The organism is Cryobacterium sp. PH31-O1 (genome assembly GCF_030063455.1).
GTDB lineage: Bacteria > Actinomycetota > Actinomycetes > Actinomycetales > Microbacteriaceae > Cryobacterium.
Window position 1 is genome coordinate 74873 of record NZ_JASITB010000005.1, and the last position, 18081, is coordinate 92953.

Genomic DNA, 18081 nt, shown 5'->3' on the forward strand with positions numbered 1-18081 from the left:
GCTAACTGCTCAATTCTAACCCCGCCGTGATGGCTAGGCTATACGGGTGCCCGAAAGCAAACACCTGGTCGATTTGGTTCAATCCCGCATCGACGAGTACCTCATGTCCCGCGAACCAATTGTGACCCTGATCAGCTCTGATTTGGCTCCTCTGATCGACTACTCACGGCAGTTTCTCAGCGGTGGAAAACGGTTCAGGGCCCAGTTTTGTTACTGGGGCGCCCAGAGCGTTCTGCCGCGGGATTCCGGGCCGAAACCGGACCAGCCCACGGCGAGCGAAACAGCGGCTTTCGCGGTCGACGAGGGTGGCGCATCCGCTGCCCTGGCTCTCATCGCGGCCGGAATGGCGCCCCGACTCGAAGCCGTAGTGTCGGCAGCCAGCGCGCTGGAGATTTTTCACGCCGCGGCGCTCGTGCACGACGACATTATCGATAATTCCGACACTCGGCGCGGTGCGCCGAGCGCCCACAAGCTTTTCGAACGTTTGCACCAGAGTGAGGGTTGGGCCGGCGATCCGGTTTCGTTCGGGCGGGCGTCGGCGATTTTGCTCGGTGACCTGCTGCTCGGATGGAGCGATGAGCTGCTCGACGAGGGGCTGCATGAGCTCACCGATCGGGTCTCGGCCCGGCGGGCACGGCGGGAATTCAACCACATGCGCACCGAGGTCACCGCCGGGCAATACCTCGATATTCTCGAGGAGCGAGCTTGGCTGGCCCAGCCAGAAGCGGAGCTGCTCGACCGGGCCCTGCGGGTAATCGTCTACAAATCGGCCAAGTACAGCGTGCAGGCTCCGCTGGTGATCGGGGCGGCGCTGGCCGGCGCCTCTGACGCCCAGCTCAACGCCCTGCGCGCGTTCGGCCTGCCGCTTGGCATGGCTTACCAGCTGCGCGACGATCTGCTCGGCGTGTTCGGTGACGCCGCGGTGACCGGCAAACCGAGCGGTGACGACCTGACCGAGGGCAAGCGCACTGTGCTGGTCGCGCTGGCGCGGGAGCGGCTCGACGACGCCGACCGCGCGTCACTCGACGCCGAGCTCGGCGACCCCACCCTCGATGCTGCCAGGATTGGCGCTCTGCAGCGGCTCATCACCGGCAGCGGCGCGGTCGAACGAGTCGAGGCGCTCATCGAATCGCAGGTGGTCGAGGCCGTTGCGGCGCTGCAATCAGCGCCGATCAGCGCAGAAGCCAGGCAGAACCTGCTGGACCTGACCGAACGGGTGACGCGCCGGGCGTTCTGAACCGGCGGCCTGCCGCCCACTCGGGCGGGGCTTAGGCCACGCCCACTCGGGCGGGGCTTAGGCCAGGGCCTGGGCGACCCGACGAACTTCGGCCTTGCGTCCGGCCCGGAGGGCTTGAATCGGGGGAACGCCGAGGCTGTCGTCGACCTCGAGCAACCAGGTCATGGCCTGCATGTCGGTGAAGCCGTCATCGGCCAGCACGAACAGGGTGCCGCGCAGTTCGGGAACGGGAGCGCCGTCGCGCAGAAAAAGAGCCGGTACCGATACGACGTTGTCCCGCCGGATGGCCAGCAAATACTTGTCGTCAATCAGGTGCCGCACGCGGCTCTGGCTCATTCCGAGCAGGTTGACAAGGGCAGGAATAGTCAGCCACTCGGGCTCTGTAGACACGTCGCTCACCCCCTTAGCTTCCCATGATTCGGGGCCGCGAAAAAACCTCCGGCCGTTTTCTGTCGTGATCAGTGCCAATTCATGCTGCCCATTCAATTGACTCCCCTTCACAATTGTGAAAACCTCACAGTGGGGATTGCTATACGCGACTCGATGCCGTACGAAAGTGAGGTACGGATCGGCCGCGTGCGCACAATGAACGGAGCGCCATGTCGACCAAGGTGAAAACGAATACAACGGAAGCTGCGGCGTCGTCCGGACGCAGCGCGACCGCTTCCGGTGTTGCTCGTGTTGGCGTTGCCGATCTATCCGGCGCAGAGACTCCGACGAAACAGCGGGCGAAGAAGCCCGGTGACCTGCGTTCGCGCCCGGCACTGTTGACCGTGCCGATCGTGCTCGTCAGTACCCTCGCGATCAGCCTCAATCTGGCCGCGCCCGCCCAAGCGCAGGCCCTCGCGAAGAAGCCGCTCAAGTCCAAGCTCGCTGAGGCCTCTCCCGTGGTGGCACTGGCGGCGGTCGCCGCCGTGCAGGTCGCCCCGATACAGGTCGCCCCCGTGCAGTATTCGGTCGTGGACGGCGACACCGTGAGCGGCATCGCCGCCCGGTTCGGTCTTTCGACGGCGGCCGTGCTGGCGCTGAACGGTCTCGATTCCCGGGCCCTGATCTTCGCGGGCCAGGTTTTGACCCTGACCCAGGCGGCGGCGCCGGCCGCAGCCCCGGCCGTGCCGGCGGCATCCGCTGGCAGCTACACCGTGCAAAGCGGTGACACCATCAGCGGCATCGCGTCGGCCCACGGGCTCAAGACCGCCGATGTTCTCGGGGCCAACGGGCTGACCGGGAGCAGCGTCATTTTTCCCGGCCAGGTTGTTCTGCTGGCCGCGGCGCCGGCGATGGAGGCGGCGGTGTTCGTGGCGCCGGTAGCCGCAGCCGTGGCCACGCACACGATCGCCTCGGGTGAGACCATCACGGCCGTGGCCAGTGCGGCCGGGGTCAGCGTGCAGGCCGTGCTCGACGCCAATGGCCTGGGCTGGTCGAGCATTATCTACCCGGGGCAGGTGTTGACCCTGCCGGTCACCGGCCCACCGGCATCCGTTGCGGCGGCTGCCGCTCCGATCACGGTTGCCACGGCCGGTGTGGTCACCCCGATGTCGGAAGAAATGCGCCTGAACGCCCAGACGATCGTGTCGGTCGGGCGCGGCGCGGGAGTGGGCGATACCGGTCTCGTCGTCGCCCTGGCTGCCGCAGCCCAGGAATCGGGGCTGCGCAACGTCGACCACGGCGACCGCGATTCCCTGGGCCTGTTCCAGCAGCGCCCGAGCGCCGGCTGGGGCACCCCGGAGCAGGTACTCGACCCGGTGAGGGCCAGCCTTGCCTTCTTCGGCGGCGCGAGCAACCCGAACCCCGATGTGACCAGGGGTCTGCTCGACATTCCCGGCTGGGAGACGATGAGCGTCACCCAGGCGGCGCAAGCCGTTCAGATTTCGGCTTACCCTGACTACTACGCCAAGTGGGAAACGTCGGCGCGGGCCTGGCTCAGCCAGATCGGCTAACTTCGGTGCGGTCCAGACAGGGCCCGTTGACCCCCGACCGGGACGGTTTCTGCGCGCCGCGCGCCGGTGGCGTCACCAAATTCCGTAGAATCAAGGAGTGAGCGTTCCCTCGACCGACCCGATGATCGGCCGTCTAATCGACGGCCGGTATCAGGTGCGCTCCCGCATCGCGCGCGGGGGCATGGCCACGGTCTACCTCGCCACCGACCTGCGGCTGGACCGCCGGGTCGCCATCAAGATCATGCACGGCCATCTCGCTGACGACAGCGCGTTCAAGATCCGCTTCATTCAGGAGGCCAGGTCGGCGGCGCGACTGGCCCACCCCAACGTCGTGAACGTGTTTGACCAGGGCCAGGATGCCGACATGGCCTATCTCGTGATGGAGTACCTGCCGGGGATCACGCTGCGCGACCTGCTCAAGGATTACGGACGACTCACCGCGGAGCAGACCCTCGACATTCTCGAAGCCGTGCTGAGCGGGCTCGCCGCCGCCCACAAGGCCGGCATCGTGCACCGCGACGTCAAACCGGAGAACGTGCTGCTCGCCGACGACGGCCGCATCAAGATCAGCGACTTCGGCCTGGCCCGCGCGGTCAACAACAACACAGCGACGGGCCAGGCCCTGCTCGGCACCATCGCCTACCTCTCCCCCGAGCTCGTCACGCGCGGCATCGCCGACGCGCGTAGCGACATCTATGCCCTCGGCATCATGACCTTTGAAATGCTCACCGGCGAACAGCCTTACGTGGGCGAAGCTCCCATGCAGATCGCCTATCAGCACGCCAATGACACCGTGCCGATGCCGAGCAGCCGGGTCTCGGACATTCCCCGCGAACTCGACGAACTCGTGCTCTGGTCCACCGCGCGCGATCCCGAAGACCGTCCCCGGGATGCCAGGGTCATGCTCGACCAGCTGCACGATGTGAGCGCTCTCGTGCGCGGCGGCACCCAGGAACTGGCCATGCAATCCACCATGGTGCTGCCCGCAAGTATGCGCACCGGTGCCAATGCCCTCGCGGATGCCGAAACGCAGGTTCTCGGCGCCAAGCTCGCTCCCACAAAACCTCCCGCCGCGACCCTGCTGGGCATTCACCCGGTCGGCACCGGCCCGGTCGGCCCCCCCGACAGCGGCGACCTCCTGAGCAAGAAGGCGGACAAACGAAAGCGCCGTGGCTTCTGGCTGTTTACCCTCGTCATCCTCATCGCGGTTGCCCTCGGCGGAACCGGCTGGTATTTCGGGTCCGGCCCCGGGTCTGACGTGTCCTTACCCGACTTCGCGACGGCCTCCCCCGAGGCCGCCTCGTCGCAGCTGACCGAGCTCGGTCTGGTCCCTCAGCTCGGCGGCGCGTTCAGCGCCTCCATCGCCGAGGGACTCGTCATCGGCACCGATCCGGATGCCGGCAGCCGCGTCCCACAAAACAGCACCGTCACGGTCATCGTTTCCCAGGGCCTACAGCCCATCACCCTGCCGACCCTGGCGGGATTGCCGCAGGAGGCGGCATCCGCTGCGATTACCGATCTGAAAGCAGTGGTCGGCAGTATCGACCCTGTATTTAACGGCGACGTTGCCGAGGGCTCGGTCGTATCCGCCAGCAAGGAGTCCGACGGCGCCGACGTCTCGGCCGGCGGCGCCTACTTCGAAGGCCTGACCGTGAACCTCGTCGTCTCACTCGGAGCTATCCCCAATGTCGACGGCAAGACCGTGGCTGAGGCCACCGACATTCTGGTCGGCAAGAACCTACTCGTGGTCTCGGGCGAACAGACCTACAGTGACACGGTCGCTGAGGGTGACGTCATCACCGCCCAGGTGCCAGAGGGCACCCTGCGCGAGGGTGCCACCCTCACCCTGGTGATCTCCCGCGGGCCAGAGCCGGTCATCGTGCCCAACGTGGTCGGTAAGTCGTGGGCGGACGGCAAGAAAGCCCTTACCGATCTTGGCTTCGAGTTGATGTATGACACCCGTCTCGATGCCGTCGGACTATTGCTGAAGATTTCAGCGACTGACCCGGTAGCGGGTACGTCAGTCGCAAAGGGAAGCAAAATCTCAATAAGCCCGTAGGGCGTCCTTCCCCTGCCCAGTGGTGCATCGGAAGCCTGGCCGGCTCAGTTCGAAAGGACCTAACGCCCCGGGCCCACCTTACGAACGTGGGCCCGGTCTATATGCTGGGCCCACGGACGGGGCCCGGGCCCGCACCGCGCCGCACCGCACCGCACCGCTTCGCACCGAACCGCACCGAACACTGGTGGAATACTTTTGAAGAAGCGGCGGGAGGTTGCCCGCGTGGTTGCGCACGTTGGAGCGAGAAACGGATGCCGAGTGGCCAGCGCACCTAAACCCGGAGAATTTCGGGACCGAAACTCGGTGATTTTCGCGACACGCCGCACATTCATATCTCGGACACGGCATGTCGCAATTTTTTCCGAGTTTGCATGCAGCGGAGCTGGCGCTTGCTCCCGCCCGAGGCAGCAGCCGGCATCCGCCGGCGATTGACCGCACCGGCGCTGGGCCCACCCTACGACCCTGGGCCCAGTTTATAAACTGGGCCCAGGGTTCGGGCCCGGGCCCCGTCCGGAGAAGAGAGGCTAGCGGGCGGCGAGCTCCTCGGCCACCAGGAAGGCGAGCTCGAGGGACTGCATGTGGTTCAGGCGCGGGTCGCAGAGGGACTCGTAGCGGGTCGCCAGGGCGGCCTCATCGATGTGCTCCGAGCCGCCGAGGCACTCGGTGACGTCGTCGCCGGTGAGCTCGACGTGGATTCCGCCCGGATGCGTTCCCACAGCGCGGTGCGCCTCGAAGAAGCCCTTGACCTCGTCGACGACATCATCGAAACGCCGGGTCTTGTAGCCGGTGGGTGTGGTGACGCCGTTACCGTGCATCGGGTCGGTGACCCACAGTGGCGTCGCTTCGCTGGCCTTGATGGCCTCCAACAGCGGCGGCAGGGCGTCGCGCACCTTGCCGGCACCCATGCGGGTGATGAAGGTCAGGCGGCCAGGCTCGCGGTTCGGGTCGAGTTTGTCGACAAGGCGCAGCATGTCATCAGCTGAGGTGCTCGGGCCGAGCTTGACGCCGATCGGGTTGCGCACCCGCGATAGGAAGTCCACATGGGCACCATCGAGGTCGCGGGTGCGTTCTCCGATCCAGATGAAGTGAGCCGAGGTGTTGTACGGCGTTCCGGTGCGGGAATCGATGCGTGTCATCGGTCGCTCGTAATCCATCAGCAGACCCTCGTGGCTGGTGTAGAACTCGGTTCGGCGCATGGCCTCAAAGTCGGCGCCACAGGCGATCATGAACTTAATCGCCCGGTCGATGTCCTTGGCCAGGCCTTCGTAGCGCTGGTTGGCCGGATTCTTGGCGAAGCCCTGGTTCCAGCTGTGCACCTGGCGCAGGTCAGCGAAGCCACCCTGAGTGAACGCGCGAATCAGATTGAGGGTGGACGCCGCGGTGTGGTACCCCTTGACCAGGCGGGCCGGGTCGGCTTCTCGCGATTCCGGGGTGAAGGGGTATCCGTTGACGATGTCGCCGCGGTAGGCGGGCAGTGTGACGTCGCCGCGCGTTTCAAAGTCGCTCGAGCGGGGCTTGGCGAACTGGCCAGCCATGCGCCCCATCTTGATCACGGGCATCGATGCGCCGTAGGTGAGCACGACCGCCATCTGCAGCACGGTTTTCACCCGGTTGCGGATCTGATCTGCCGTTGCACCGCTGAAGGTCTCGGCGCAGTCGCCGCCCTGCAGCAGAAAACCCTGACCGCCGGCGGCTTGGGCGAGTCGGTCGCGCAGAATGTCGACCTCACCAGCGAAGACCAGCGGCGGCTGGGTCGCCAGCTCAGCGGATGCCGCAGCCACCTTGGCCGCGTCGGGCCAGGTGGGCTGCTGCTTGATCGGCAGGGTGCGCCAGTGGTCCAGACCCGCGATGACAGACGCTTCTGCGGCAACGATGGGCTCGGTGGGGTCTACCACGGAATAGTTCCTGTTTTCTCTGCTGGACCGGAAACGTGTACCGACCCGAAATGGATGATGTTCTGCAACGCTGGGCGCGCAGACAGCGCTTCTGGCAGCCTATCGCGAAAGGCTGGCTCGCTTCTCTTTGACGGAGGAGGCGTAGACGTCGACGTATTCCTGGGTGCTCAACCGCTGCAGCTCATACATGAGTTCGTCCGTGACGCTGCGCAGTACGAAGCGGTCGCCTTCCATACCCTCGAAACGGGTGAAGTCGAGCGGTTTACCGATGACGATGCCGATGCGCCGCACCTGCGGAATCCGGGTGCCGGTCGGCATGGCTTTCTCGGTGTCGATCATGGCCACCGGAATGACCGTCACACCGGACTCAAGCACCATGCGCGCCACTCCCGTGCGACCCCGATACAGGCGGGCGTCCGGGCTGCGAGTGCCCTCCGGGTAGATTCCGAGAATGCGGCCTTCACCGAGCACACGCAGGCCCGTGTTGAGGGAATCCTCAGAGGCCTTACCGCCCGACCGGTCGATGGGCAGCTGTCCGGCCGCGGTGAGAAACTGCCGCGTCGCCCAGCCCTTGAGGCCCCTACCGGTGAAATAGTCGCTCTTGGCCAGAAAAGCCACCCGGCGCGGTACGACCAGGGGCAGGAAGACCGAGTCGATGAACGACAGGTGATTGCTGGCCAAAATGACCGGGCCGGTCTTCGGAATATTCTCCAGGCCGATGATCCACGGTCGAAACAGGGTGAGCAACAGCGGGCCGATGACGATGTTCTTCATGATCCAATAGAACATTCGCACTCCTTTATCCCAGTACGAAAGCTTAGTCGCCCCGCCGCCGCACAGCGGATGCCGCGCGCGGCCCACCCACCCACGTCCTCAGCGCACCGCGTGCAGCCGGGCCAGGTCGGCCGCGCCGACCACGCCCGCATCATTGACGAGCTGGGCGATCGCGAACTCCGCTTCCGGATGGTAGCCGCGAGCCGGCAAATAGTCGAGGTAGGCCGCCCGAATCGGTTCGAGCAACAGGTCGCCGGCGGCGGCCACTCCCCCACCGAACACGAACACCTGCGGGTCCAGCACCGCGCCGAGGCTCGCACAGGCCTGACCGAGTGCACCGCCCAGTTGGCGCAACGCCGCGAGGGCACCGCCATCGCCCTCTTCGATCAGCCGTCCGACGTCTTTGCCGGACAGCTTGCCGCGCCGCTCGCGTGCGCCGGCCAGGCCGAGACCGATGCCGCCGGCATCCGCGAATTCGTTGGCGATGCGCAGCAGCGCCCGACCCGATCCATACTGTTCCAGGCATCCGTGCGCGCCGCAGCCGCATGGCAGCCCGTCGGGTACCACACGCAGGTGGCCCAGCTCGGCGCCGGCGCCGAAACCGCCGCGAAACAGGGCATTGCTGGTGACGATCGCGCCGCCCACGCCGGTGCCGATGGTCAGTGTGACCATGTCGGTGTACGGACGGCCAGCACCGAACCGAAATTCGGCCCAGCCGGCGGCATTAGCGTCGTTTTCGATGATGATGGGCAGGTCGAGCCGGGCCTCGAGCTTGTCGCGGAATGGTTCGTTCCGCCAGCTGATGTTCGGAGCGTAGTACACGGTCGACTGGGCCGAGTCGATGAATCCGGCAGCGGCGACCCCTGCCGCCACAACGTCTTCGCCCTCGGACAGGCTCAGAACCATCGCCACGACGGTGTCTTCAATCTCGCCCGGGTTTCCCGGCGTGGTCGGTTGTCGATCAGAGCGGATGATGGTGCCCGCCTCGTCGACGAGTGCACCGGCAATCTTGGTGCCCCCAATATCGATACCTATGGAGTGCACGGGGCACCTTTCGTTCGGGACGATCGGATGGTTGATGAGGCGAACCGGCGGCGGCCCCTGACACCATCTAGAGTGTAGTAAACCAGTTTGCCGCTGCACGAAACACCCGCTCACTGCAGAAATTTGGTTGCAGGGGCAGTGGAAGTTCAGCCGGTACCAAAGGAGTTGCCGTGAAACAGTTTGATATTCCCGCCGTCGTTCCCGCCGATCCTGGTGCTAATATCACCGACCTGCTCCTGGATCGCCTCGCCGCGACGCCGGATCTCGTACTTTTCTCGTTGCCCAGGGCCGGACAGTGGCTGCCCGTCACCACCCGGGAGTTCCATGCGCAGGTGGTGGCGCTGGCCAAGGGCCTCGTCGCCGGGGGCATCGAGCCCGGCGACAAGATCGGGCTCATCTGCAAAACCCGCTATGAGTGGACCCTGATCGACTTTGCCGTCTGGTTCGCCGGAGCCATTCTGGTGCCCGTCTACGAAACCAGTTCTCCCAGCCAGGTGCAGTGGAATCTCAGCGACTCGGGCGCCTCGGCGGTCATCGTCGAAACCGCCGACCATTTCGCCCGGTTCGACGAGGTGCATCCGGAACTGGCCGACATCCGCTCGGTCTGGCAGATCGATCTGGGCGACCTCGACAAACTCGTCGCGGGGGGTGCCGGCGTGACGGATGCTGAGATCGAACGCCGTCGGGCCCTCGCTGTGGGCGACGACATGGCCACCCTCATCTATACCTCCGGATCGACCGGAAAGCCCAAGGGCTGCGTGCTCACCCACGCGAATTTCCTCGAAACCAGCCGCAACGCCGCGGTCGCGCTCCGGGAGGTTCTGGTTCACCCCGAAGGCGCCTCAACCCTGCTGTTCATCACCACGGCCCACGTCTTCGCTCGCTTCATCTCGGTGCTGTGCGTGCACGCCGGCGTGCGCGTTGGCCACCAAGCCGACACCAAAACGCTGCTGGCCGCGCTGGGCAGCTTTCAACCGACCTTTCTGCTCGCGGTACCACGGGTGTTCGAAAAGGTCTACAACTCGGCCCAGCAGAAGGCCGTCGCCGGCGGCAAGGGCAAAATCTTTGACGCTGCCGCTCACGTGGCCGTCGAGCACTCCAGACTCGAACAAGCCGGAACGTCGATTCCGCTGGGCATGAAGATCAAATTCGCCCTGTTCGACAAGCTGGTGTACAGCAAGCTGCGAGCCGCCATGGGTGGCAAAGTCGTCTGGGCGGTCTCCGGTTCCGCCCCGCTCGGCGCCCACCTCGGTCATTTCTTCAAGAGCCTCGGCATCGTCATTCTCGAGGGCTATGGCCTGACCGAAACCACAGCCCCCGCGACCGTTGGGCTCGCCACCCGGGCCAAGATCGGCACCGTCGGCCCGCCGCTGCCCGGCGTCTCAGTGCGCGTTATGGATGATGGCGAGATCGAGGTTAAGGGTGTCAACGTCTTCAAGGAATACTGGAAAAATCCCGAGGCCACGGCGGCGACGTTCGACGACGGCTGGTTGAAGACCGGTGACATCGGTGATTTCGACGCCGACGGCTTTCTCACGATCACCGGGCGCAAGAAAGAGATCATCGTGACGGCCGGCGGCAAGAACGTCGCTCCCGCCGCACTCGAAGACCCGATCCGCGCCAATCCCCTGATCGGCCAGGTCGTCGTCGTCGGCGATCAGAAACCTTTCATCGGTGCGCTCATCACCCTCGACCCCGACATGCTGCCGGTCTGGCTCAACAACAATCAAGAGGATGCCGGTATGTCGCTCGCGCAGGCATCCCGCAATAAGACCGTGCTCGCGGAGATTCAGCGCGCAGTCGACCACGCCAATGAGGGCGTGTCCCGGGCGGAGTCGATTCGCAAGTTCACCCTGTTGGCGGTGGAGCTCACCGAGGACAGCGGGCACCTGACGCCGAAGATGAGCATCAAGCGCAACATCATCATGCGCGACTTCGCCGACGAGATCGAGGCTATGTACTCGAATGCACCGGCTACCGAAGGGATATCGTTGCGCGAGTGATTGGGCGCTCGGGCCGGGCCTGGCTCGGCCCGGCTGGCTCATAATTGGTGGGTCGGGCCCGGAAAAACATTCCGCTCCCCGCTCAAAGATTGGGGTCGGCTGGGCGGGCTAGAACCAGGTGGACTCTCGAATTTCTTTCATGGCGGCCCGGCGGTTTTCTTTGTCCAGACGGTCGATGTAGAGGTAGCCGTCGAGGTGATCGGTTTCGTGCTGCAGGGCCTGGGCCATGATGCCGCTGCCGGAGAGGTCGATGGGGTTGTTGTCGAGGTCGATGCCGGTGACCCGGGCGAAGGGGTAGCGTTTGGTCGGGTACCAGAGGCCGGGTACGGAGAGGCAGCCCTCATCGACGAGATCGGGCTCGCCGGAGAGCTCCGTGACGGTGGGGTTGAGGATGTAGCCAATGACGCCGTCAACGTTGTAGCTGAACGCACGCAGGTTCACACCGATCTGCGAGGCGGCGACGCCGGCTCGACCGGGCAGTCGCACACTGTCAACCAGGTCCTGCACGAGGCCGCGCACCCGTTCGTCGATGGTCACGATGGGGTCGGAGGCGGTTTTCAGCACCGGATCTCCGAAGAGACGGATCTGGCGTTCGGGCACGGGGAAACTCCTCGGATGGGCGGGTGGTGAAAGACGAGCGCGGGGCGGCCGGCTACGGGTTACGGTCGGCGGGCAGACCCTCGACGACAAGCTCGGCGAGCGTACGGGCGGCGAGCCGGGTGATCGACTTGAGGTCTTTGTAGGACACGACGCTGCCGGCGGCGAGCTGAGGGTCGTAGGGAATGCGCACGATTTCACGTACTCGAGAGCGGAAGTGCGACTCGATCTCTTCGAGCCGAACCAGGTTGGTGCCCTGGGTGGCGGTGTTGAGCGCGACGATGGCGTTGCGCACGAGGTCACCATAGCCGTTGGCTTCCAGCCAGGTCAGCGTTTCGGAAGCGAGGCGGGCCTCGTCGACACTGCCGCCGGAGACGATCACGATGGAGTCGGCACGTTGGAGGGTGGCCCGCATGACCGAGTGCACGATGCCGGTGCCGCAGTCGGTGAGGGCGATCGAATAGTAGCGGGCCGCCAGGTCGGCGACCACATTGTAGTCATTCTCGTCGAAGGCTTCCGAGAGCAACGGATCTGTGTCGGAGGCGAGGATGTCGAGGCGGGTCTCGTCTCGGGAAACGAGCGCCGAGAAATCGGTGAAGTTGCCGATTGACGCCGCCTTCGACACGACGTCACGTACTGTCGAACGGGTCTGCTTGCTGACCCGTTCCGACAGTGTGCCGCGGTCGGGGTTGGCGTCAATGGCGATGATGCGGTCGTCGCGGGCATCGGCCAAAGCCATGCCGAGCAGCGTCGTGACGGTGGTCTTACCGACGCCGCCCTTGCGGGTGAGGATCGGCACGAACCGGGTACCGCCCTCGAACTGGCGGCGGATACGTTCGCTCATCTCCTTGTACGCCAGCACCTTGGCGGAGTCGCCGAGGTTGACCAGGTGCAGGGTGGCCGCGTAGACGAATTCGGGCCAGGCACCCTGCGGCGCCTTTCGAGTCTTACGGTTGACGGCGAGCAGGCGGTCCGAGGTCAGCATGGCCGCCGACTCGGGGGCGGTGCTGCCCTCGGAGCGGATGCGGTCGCGCCGAACGGATGCTGCGGCATCCGTTCTCGAGAGCGATTCGATCGCCGAACTGGCCCCGGCAGCTCGGGCCGGCGCCGGCGTGCTGATCTCGACGGTGTGGGTGGCCGGGGTCGACACGATGCGGGTAGTCGGGAAGACGCTGCCGGCACCGCTGCCGGCACCGCTGCCGGCCTTGGCGCGACCGGGGGCGGCGACCGAACGGCGGGGTCCGGCGGGCAGCTCGATCGGCACGCTCAGACTTTCGGGCAGGGAAGCAGCGAGGTTATCGATCGTGTGGGGCGGCAGTTCACTGTGGTAGTTGGCACCGTCGAAATTGGCACCGTCGACATTGGCACCGTCGTAATTGGCACCGTTGTCACCGCGGCGATCATCACCGGCGTTCTCGTCGCGGGTTCGCCGGGCGGCAGACACCGGGCGCGCAGGCGCGCTCTGGTCGTCACTACGTTTGTCTGACACGATACTTCCTCAACTGGTCGATAACGGCCCTAAGCCTAGCGCGGACGCACCGTGACGAGCAGATCGCCCGCATCGACCTGCTGGGTGAGCGGGATGGCAACGCGTTCGATGGTTCCCGCGATCGGTGAGGTGATGGCGGCTTCCATTTTCATGGCTTCGATCGAGGCGACACTCTGGCCGGCTTCGACCGGGGCACCTTCTTCGACCTGCAGGGTGACCACGCCGGAGAAGGGGGCGGCGATCTGGCCGGGCTGATTCGCGTCCGCTTTTTCAGCGATTTTGATTTGCACGGTGATGCTGGTGTCGCGCACGAAGACCGGGCGTAGCTGGCCGTTGAGAATGGTCATGACGGTGCGCATGCCCTTGTCGTCGGCTTCACCGATCGCTTCCAGGCCCACGTAGAGGCGCACGCCCTTGGCGATTTCGACGGCGTGTTCCTGACCCTGCTGCAGCCCGTAGAGGTAGTCGACGGTGTCGATGACGGAGAGGTCACCGTAGGTTTCCCTGATCTGGTCGAACTGGCGCGTCGGTGCCGGAAACAGCAGCTGGTTGAGCATCGCGCGACGTTCGGCGCTCGTGGCCGCAAGCGCGCTGCGTTCCCCCGCGGTGATCTCGGTGACACCGACGCGCACGTTGCGGCCGGCGAGTACCTTGGTGCGGAACGGTTCGGGCCAGCCGCCCGGCAGGTCGCCGAGCTCGCCGGCCATGAAACCGATGACGGAGTCGGGCACGTCGTAGTTGCCCGGATTCTGCTCGAAGTCGGCCGGGTCGGCTTTCACCGCGGCGAGGTAGAGGGCGAGGTCGCCGACAACCTTCGACGACGGCGTGACCTTGGGCACCCGGCCGAGGATGGTGTTCGCGGCGGTATACATGTCTTCGATCAGTTCGAAGTGGTCGGCCAGACCGAGCGCGACGGCTTGGGTGCGCAGGTTCGACAACTGTCCACCGGGAATCTCGTGCGTGTACACGCGGCCGGTCGGTGCGGACAGGCCAGATTCGAACGGGGTGTACAGGGTGCGCACGGCTTCCCAGTAGGGTTCAAGGTCGGTCGTCGCCTTGAGCGAAATGCCGGTATCACGTTCCGTGTGGGCGAGGGCGGCGACGAGAGAGGATGCCGACGGCTGACTGGTCGTGCCCGCCATCGGAGCGGAGGCCACGTCGACGGCGTCGGCGCCGGCGCGCGCCGCTGCGAGCAGCGTGGCGAGCTGGCCACCCGGGGTGTCGTGGGTGTGCACGTGCACCGGCAGGTCAAACCGCTCGCGGAACGCGGCCACGAGCTTCTCGGCGGCGCTCGGGCGGAGCAGCCCGGCCATGTCCTTGATGCCGATCACGTGGGCGCCGCTGGCGACGATCTGGTCGGCCAGACGCAGGTAGTAGTCCAGGGTGTAGAGGTTCTCGGCCGGGTCGAGCAGGTCGCCGGTGTAGCAGACGGCAACCTCTGCCAGCGCGGTGCCGGTGTTCAGCACCGCGTCGATGGCGGGGCGCATCTGCGACACGTCGTTGAGGGCGTCGAAGATGCGAAAGATGTCCACGCCGGTGTCGGTCGCTTCGCGCACGAAGGCGTCGGTCACCTCGGTGGGATACGGGGTGTAACCAACGGTGTTGCGGCCGCGCAGCAGCATCTGCAGGTTGATGTTCGGCAGCGCTTCGCGCAGGCTCGCCAAACGCTCCCACGGGTCTTCCCCGAGGAACCGCAGGGCCACGTCGTAGGTCGCGCCGCCCCAGGCTTCAACCGAGAGCAGCTGCGGCGTCAACCGGGCGACATACGGTGCCACGGCGACGAGGTCTTTCGTACGCACCCGGGTCGCCAACAGCGACTGGTGGGCGTCGCGGAAGGTCGTGTCGGTGACGGCCAGCGCGGTCTGCGCTCGCAGGTCGGCGGCGAACCGGGTCGGGCCGAGCAGCTGCAGCTTCTGGCGCGACCCGTCGGGAGCTGGCTGGGTGGTGTCGAGCTGGGGCAGCTTGTCGCGCGGGTGCACCATCGTGGGCGGCACCCCGTTGGGCTGGTTCACGGTGACCTCGGCGAGCCAGTTGAGAATCTTGGTGCCGCGGTCCTTCGATTCCCGTCCGCGCAGCAGCTCCGGACGCTCGTCGATGAACGAGGTGCTCAGGTCGCCGGCTGCGAAGTCGGGGTCGTCGAGCACGGCCTGCAGGAAGGAGATGTTGGTGGAGACGCCTCGGATGCGGAACTCGGCCAGCGCTCGCTTGGACCGTACAACGGCGGCCGCATAGTCGCGGCCGCGGCAGGTGAGTTTGGCGAGCATCGAGTCAAAGTGCGGGCTGATCTGCGCGCCCGGGTTGATCGTGCCACCATCCAAGCGGATGCCGGCCCCGCCCGGTGAACGGTAGGTGGTGATCTTGCCGGTGTCGGGCCGGAATCCGGCCGCGGGGTCCTCGGTCGTGATGCGGCACTGCAGCGCGGCACCGCGCAGACGGATCTCGCCCTGGGTCAGGCCGATCTGTTCCAGGGTCTCCCCCGCAGCAATGCGAATCTGCGCCTGCACCAGGTCGACATCGGTGACCTCTTCGGTCACGGTGTGCTCGACCTGGATGCGCGGGTTCATCTCGATAAACACGTGCTGCCCGGCGCGTTCGCCGACGGTGTCGAGCAAAAATTCGACCGTGCCAGCGTTGACGTAACCGATCGACCGGGCGAACTTGATCGCGTCGGCGTAGAGCTGCACCCGGATCTCATCGCTCAGGTTTGGTGCCGGAGCGATCTCGATGACCTTCTGGTGACGACGCTGCACCGAGCAGTCCCGCTCGAACAGGTGCACGGTCTCGCCGGAGGCATCAGCCAGAATCTGCACCTCGATGTGGCGCGGGCGCAGTACGGCCGCTTCGAGGAACATTGTGGCGTCACCGAAAGCACTGTTCGCTTCCCGCATGGCCTCTTCGAGGGCTCCACGCAGCTCGTTCTTCTTCGCGACGCGACGCATGCCGCGCCCGCCACCACCGGCGACGGCCTTGGCGAAGATGGGGAAACCGATCTCATCGGCCTGGCTGATCAGCAATTCCACATCGGTCGACGGCTGCGTCGACTTGAGTACCGGAACCCCGGCCGCAATGGCGTGTTCCTTCGCGGTGACCTTGTTGCCGGCCATCTCGAGCACGTCGGCGCCCGGACCAATGAACGTGATCCCGGCCGCTGCGGCAGCGTCGGCGAGCTCCGGGTTCTCCGACAGAAAACCGTAGCCGGGGTAGATGGCATCGGCGCCACACTCCTTGGCTACGCGAATGATTTCGCTGACGTCGAGATAGGCGCGAACCGGATGCCCCACCTCACCGATCTGATACGCCTCATCCGCTTTCAACCGGTGTAAAGAGTTGCGATCCTCGAACGGAAACACCGCCACAGTCTTGGCTCCGAGCTCGTAAGCCGCGCGCATGGCACGGATCGCAATCTCTCCACGGTTGGCAACTAGAATTTTTTCAAACATGCAAGCCTTTCGAGGGCGTACGCGGCGCACAGCTAACGGTTAGGTTCTCTAACACTAGTGAAGGTAACGTTGCTACTCATGCACGTACTCAGCGTAAGTTCCCTTAAGGGTGGTGTCGGCAAGACCACGGTAACCCTTGGTCTGGCTTCTGCTGCCTTCGCCCGTGGCGTGCGAACACTCGTTGTGGATCTTGATCCACAGTCCGATGTATCAACCGGCATGGATATCCAGTTAGCCGGTCGCCTCAACGTCGCCGATGTTCTCACTTCGCCCAAGGAGAAAACCGTTCGCGCGGCTATCGCCCCGAGTGGGTGGACCCGCAACGGTCCCGGCACGATCGACGTTATGATCGGCAGCCCGTCGGCGATCAACTTCGACGGTCCGCACCCGAGCATCCGAGATATCTGGAAGCTCGAAGAAGCCCTCTCGACGATCGAAAAAGACTACGAGCTCGTGCTGATCGACTGCGCGCCCTCCCTGAACGCCCTCACGCGCACGGCGTGGGCCGCGAGCGACCGGGTCGCCGTCGTCACCGAGCCCGGCTTGTTCTCGGTCGCTGCGGCCGACCGTGCGCTACGCGCGATCGAAGAAATCCGTCGTGGGCTGAGCCCGCGACTGCAGCCGCTCGGCATTATCGTGAACCGTGCCCGTACGGCGTCGCTTGAGCACCAGTTTCGGATCAAGGAGCTGCGTGACATGTTCGGACCCCTCGTGCTGAGCCCGCAGTTGCCGGAGCGTACGTCGCTGCAGCAGGCCCAGGGGGCCGCGAAGCCGCTGCACATCTGGCCAGGTGACAGTGCTCTGGAAATGGCGGGCTACTTCGACCAGCTGCTCGACCGGGTGCTGCGCACGGCGCGCATCGGGGAGTACGCCGAGGCACCCGCGGTTTAGCTCGTCCTAAATTTTCGTCGCCATCTGGCTGGGCTGCATGCGCGACTGGCAGGCCAAGCGCGCGCAGCGTGAGCACGATGGGTAGCACGACCGGGGCGGCGCGAACTGCGGGGCGCCCGGGGCGGCAAATTTCTCGGGGCTAGGAGATTTTGCGGGTGGTGCGACGGGCGGCCAGCTCATCCGTGGGGTCGACGGGCTGCATATCGAGCTCGACCAGGCTGGTCTCCACCTCGCGAAGGACTTTGCCGACAGCGATGCCGAAGACGCCCTGGCCGCGGCTGACCAGGTCGATGACCTCGTCGTTGGAGGTGCACAAATAAACGCTCGCCCCGTCGCTCATGAGCGTGGTCTGGGCCAGATCGCTGATGCCCGATTCGCGTAGCTGGTTGACGGCGGTGCGAATCTGCTGCAGGGAGATGCCGGTGTCGAGCAGACGTTTAACGAGCTTGAGCACCAGAATGTCGCGGAAGCCGTAGAGGCGCTGGGAGCCGGAGCCGGCCGCGCCGCGCACTGTTGGTTCAACCAGGCCGGTGCGGGCCCAGTAGTCGAGCTGGCGGTAGCTGATGCCGGCGGCGCGGGAGGCGACAGCGCCCCGATAGCCGGAGTTCTCATCAAGCTCGGGCATGCCATCGGTGAACAGCAGTCCTAAAGAGTAACGCGAAGCGTCAGCATCAGGCTTGAGCTCACTCATAGGGTTTGCCTCTCGGGGGTT

Annotated in this window: 13 protein-coding genes; 5 read left to right on the top strand and 8 right to left on the bottom strand. The window is 65.5% G+C overall.

Annotation, left to right across the window (positions count from 1 at the left end):
- Positions 1-46 precede the first annotated feature (46 nt).
- Complete coding sequence (locus tag QMK31_RS11515; protein ID WP_283501092.1) at positions 47-1237, top strand: polyprenyl synthetase family protein; 1191 nt, start codon at positions 47-49, stop codon at positions 1235-1237.
- A 57-nt stretch (positions 1238-1294) separates the two neighbouring features.
- Here the strand turns inward: QMK31_RS11515 and QMK31_RS11520 are convergent, their stop codons facing one another.
- A complete protein-coding gene (locus QMK31_RS11520; RefSeq protein WP_502853032.1) occupies positions 1295-1627 on the bottom strand; it encodes an Rv2175c family DNA-binding protein in 333 nt (110 codons plus the stop codon).
- A 383-nt stretch (positions 1628-2010) separates the two neighbouring features.
- Here QMK31_RS11520 and QMK31_RS11525 point away from each other — a divergent pair, with 383 nt between their 5' ends.
- Positions 2011-3177 carry a LysM peptidoglycan-binding domain-containing protein gene (locus tag QMK31_RS11525; RefSeq protein WP_502853117.1) on the top strand — a complete coding sequence of 389 codons (1167 nt, stop codon included), beginning with the start codon at positions 2011-2013 and terminating at the stop codon, positions 3175-3177.
- A gap of 121 nt (positions 3178-3298) precedes the next feature.
- Positions 3299-5236, top strand: coding sequence for a Stk1 family PASTA domain-containing Ser/Thr kinase (pknB, locus tag QMK31_RS11530; protein WP_502853119.1), 1938 nt, complete (start codon positions 3299-3301; stop codon positions 5234-5236).
- Between the two features lie 524 nt (positions 5237-5760).
- Here pknB and QMK31_RS11535 read toward each other — a convergent pair.
- From QMK31_RS11535 to QMK31_RS11545, 3 genes are all read right to left on the bottom strand, one after another.
- On the bottom strand, positions 5761-7131 hold the full coding sequence (locus QMK31_RS11535; protein ID WP_283501096.1) for a class II 3-deoxy-7-phosphoheptulonate synthase: 1371 nt from the start codon (positions 7129-7131) through the stop codon (positions 5761-5763).
- Between the two features lie 99 nt (positions 7132-7230).
- Positions 7231-7920, bottom strand: coding sequence for a lysophospholipid acyltransferase family protein (locus QMK31_RS11540; protein ID WP_283501097.1), 690 nt, complete (start codon positions 7918-7920; stop codon positions 7231-7233).
- An 84-nt stretch (positions 7921-8004) separates the two neighbouring features.
- Positions 8005-8949, bottom strand: a complete 945-nt coding sequence (locus tag QMK31_RS11545) for an ROK family glucokinase (protein ID WP_283501098.1) — start codon at positions 8947-8949, stop codon at positions 8005-8007.
- Positions 8950-9119: 170 nt separating this feature from the next.
- Between QMK31_RS11545 and QMK31_RS11550 the strand changes: the two genes are divergently transcribed.
- Positions 9120-10952 carry an AMP-dependent synthetase/ligase gene (locus tag QMK31_RS11550; RefSeq protein ID WP_283501099.1) on the top strand — a complete coding sequence of 611 codons (1833 nt, stop codon included), beginning with the start codon at positions 9120-9122 and terminating at the stop codon, positions 10950-10952.
- A gap of 108 nt (positions 10953-11060) precedes the next feature.
- On the opposite strand, the gene QMK31_RS11555 is transcribed toward QMK31_RS11550, so the two are convergent.
- The 3 genes from QMK31_RS11555 to QMK31_RS11565 are packed head-to-tail and all read right to left on the bottom strand — an operon-like array spanning position 11061 to position 16478.
- Entirely contained in the window at positions 11061-11552 is a 492-nt protein-coding gene (locus QMK31_RS11555; RefSeq protein WP_283501100.1) for a peptide deformylase, read from the bottom strand.
- Positions 11553-11604: 52 nt separating this feature from the next.
- Positions 11605-13038: a MinD/ParA family ATP-binding protein gene (locus QMK31_RS11560; RefSeq protein WP_283501101.1), complete on the bottom strand. Its 1434-nt coding sequence runs from the start codon at positions 13036-13038 to the stop codon at positions 11605-11607.
- A gap of 35 nt (positions 13039-13073) precedes the next feature.
- Positions 13074-16478: a pyruvate carboxylase gene (locus QMK31_RS11565; RefSeq protein WP_283501102.1), complete on the bottom strand. Its 3405-nt coding sequence runs from the start codon at positions 16476-16478 to the stop codon at positions 13074-13076.
- A 78-nt stretch (positions 16479-16556) separates the two neighbouring features.
- On the opposite strand from QMK31_RS11565, the gene QMK31_RS11570 reads away from it, so the two are divergent.
- The gene (locus tag QMK31_RS11570; RefSeq protein WP_283501307.1) at positions 16557-17369 is read left to right on the top strand and encodes a ParA family protein; all 813 of its coding nucleotides are present in this window, start codon (positions 16557-16559) and stop codon (positions 17367-17369) included.
- A 139-nt stretch (positions 17370-17508) separates the two neighbouring features.
- Here QMK31_RS11570 and QMK31_RS11575 read toward each other — a convergent pair whose 3' ends face one another.
- On the bottom strand, positions 17509-18060 hold the full coding sequence (locus QMK31_RS11575) for a MerR family transcriptional regulator (RefSeq protein ID WP_283501103.1): 552 nt from the start codon (positions 18058-18060) through the stop codon (positions 17509-17511).
- Positions 18061-18081: the final 21 nt, after the last annotated feature.

Coding starts and splice junctions, on each gene's coding strand:
- pknB (WP_502853119.1), top strand. CDS start 3,299: ATGATCGGCCGTCTAATCGACGGCCGGTATCAGGTGCGCTCCCGCATC.
- QMK31_RS11540 (WP_283501097.1), bottom strand. CDS start 7,920: ATGTTCTATTGGATCATGAAGAACATCGTCATCGGCCCGCTGTTGCTC.
- QMK31_RS11565 (WP_283501102.1), bottom strand. CDS start 16,478: ATGTTTGAAAAAATTCTAGTTGCCAACCGTGGAGAGATTGCGATCCGT.
- QMK31_RS11570 (WP_283501307.1), top strand. CDS start 16,557: ATGCACGTACTCAGCGTAAGTTCCCTTAAGGGTGGTGTCGGCAAGACC.
- QMK31_RS11575 (WP_283501103.1), bottom strand. CDS start 18,060: ATGAGTGAGCTCAAGCCTGATGCTGACGCTTCGCGTTACTCTTTAGGA.